We start from the raw sequence: 220 nt of genomic DNA, 5'->3' as shown, positions 1-220 counted from the left end.
GTAAGTCCGATCAGGCGCCGTTGTCGCGTGCCAGCGTCAGGAGGCACAGCTCGGGTTCGACGAATGGTCGCAGCCCAACCCGGAGCGGGTGTTTCGAGCCCTCCTGCTCGGCCAGCCCCTGTGTCAAGCCGAGGTGCACCTGACAGACGACCGCATGCTCGCGCGCGGCATCTCGGAAGGGGCACGACCTCAGCCGGATCTCATCACCGGCGAGTTGCGG

The 220-nt window shown here is 67.3% G+C and carries 1 pseudogene; it reads right to left on the bottom strand.

Annotation, left to right across the window (positions count from 1 at the left end):
• Positions 1-10: 10 nt before the first annotated feature.
• A pseudogene (locus BN358_RS27675) lies at positions 11-220 on the bottom strand (transcriptional regulator); the annotation flags it as partial.

The sequence above is a fragment of the Sedimentibacter sp. B4 genome (assembly GCF_000309315.1).
Lineage (GTDB): Bacteria > Bacillota > Clostridia > Tissierellales > Sedimentibacteraceae > Sedimentibacter > Sedimentibacter saalensis.
This window is presented reverse-complemented; position numbering and strand designations above follow the sequence as displayed.